This window comes from Pseudomonas sp. FFUP_PS_473 (assembly GCF_002858665.1).
In the GTDB taxonomy this organism is placed as follows: Bacteria; Pseudomonadota; Gammaproteobacteria; order Pseudomonadales; family Pseudomonadaceae; genus Aquipseudomonas; species Aquipseudomonas defluvii.
The window spans coordinates 1-1,113 of the sequence record NZ_PJQQ01000098.1 but is presented as its reverse complement, the minus strand read 5'-3'; the positions used below and the strand labels follow the sequence as shown (position 1 = coordinate 1,113).

The following is a 1,113-nucleotide window of genomic DNA, read 5'->3' as shown; positions in this document are numbered from 1 at the left end:
GGCGGTTGCAGGAGCTGAGTGCAACACGGTTATTGAATTGAAGCCGGAGCATCATGCCGCATTGCCATGGCATTTTGCATGACCTCTCCCATCACCTCGATGGGGCATTTGAAGTCGAAGCGCTTGCGCGGTCGCATGTTCAGTTGCAGCGCAATGGCGTCCAGCTCCTCCTGGCTATGTATCGACAGGTCTGTGCCCTTGGGCAAGTACTGGCGAATCAGGCCGTTGATGTTTTCGTTGCTGCCGCGCTGCCAGGGGCTGTGCGGGTCGCAGAAGTAGATCGCCACGCCGGTTCTTTGGGTGATCTCGGCGTGTCGCGCCATCTCCCGGCCCTGGTCGTAAGTCATGCTCTTGCGCATCTCCAGCGGCATGCCATTGAGCGCTGCACTGAAGCCTTCCAGCGCCGAAGTCGCCGTCGCGTCGTTCATCTTCACCAACATCAGGTAGCCACTGGTGCGTTCCACCAGCGTACCGACGGACGAGGCGTTGGCCTTACCCTTGATGAGGTCGCCTTCCCAATGCCCCGGCATCAGCCTGTCTTCAATCTCCGGCGGGCGCACATGAATACTGACCATCTCGGGGATCTGGCCGCGCCGATCCACGCCACCAGAGCGCGGCCGGCGCGTCGTCTTGCCTTGGCGCAGACAGATGATCAGCTCCTTACGCAGCTCACCCACTGGCAGGGCATAGATCGCGTTGTAGATCGTCTCGCGACAGACGTAGGCATCTCGCAGGTTGGGTATGTTCATGCTGCGCAGCTTGCCGGCAATCTGCTCGGGAGACAAACGCTCACGCAGCATATGGGTCACCAGTTCGAAGCGCTCGCTACCCGGCAACAGTTTTCGCATCGGTCGACAAACCTGGCGGCGGGCCTGCATTTGCTGCTGGGCCAGGCGGGCCGAGTAGCCACCGCAAGCACCTCGGTTACGGCGCAGCTCCCGGCTGATGGTCGAAGGGGATCGGTTGATCAAGCAGGCAATCCTACGCAGGCTGAAGCCTTGGGTACGACCGATTTGTATGGTGGCGCGCTCTTCAACGCTGAGTTCGGTATAAGACATAGGGGCAGCACCGTACCGGAAAGGTCAGGTGTTGCACTCAGTTTTTGCCGCCGCC

The 1,113-nt window shown here is 60.5% G+C and carries 1 protein-coding gene; it reads right to left on the bottom strand.

Annotation, left to right across the window (positions count from 1 at the left end):
• Positions 1 to 29: 29 nt before the first annotated feature.
• On the bottom strand, positions 30 to 1,058 hold the full coding sequence (locus CYD26_RS24745; protein WP_100414200.1) for an IS30-like element ISPsp7 family transposase: 1,029 nt from the start codon (positions 1,056 to 1,058) through the stop codon (positions 30 to 32).
• Between the last annotated feature and the right edge of the window lie 55 nt (positions 1,059 to 1,113).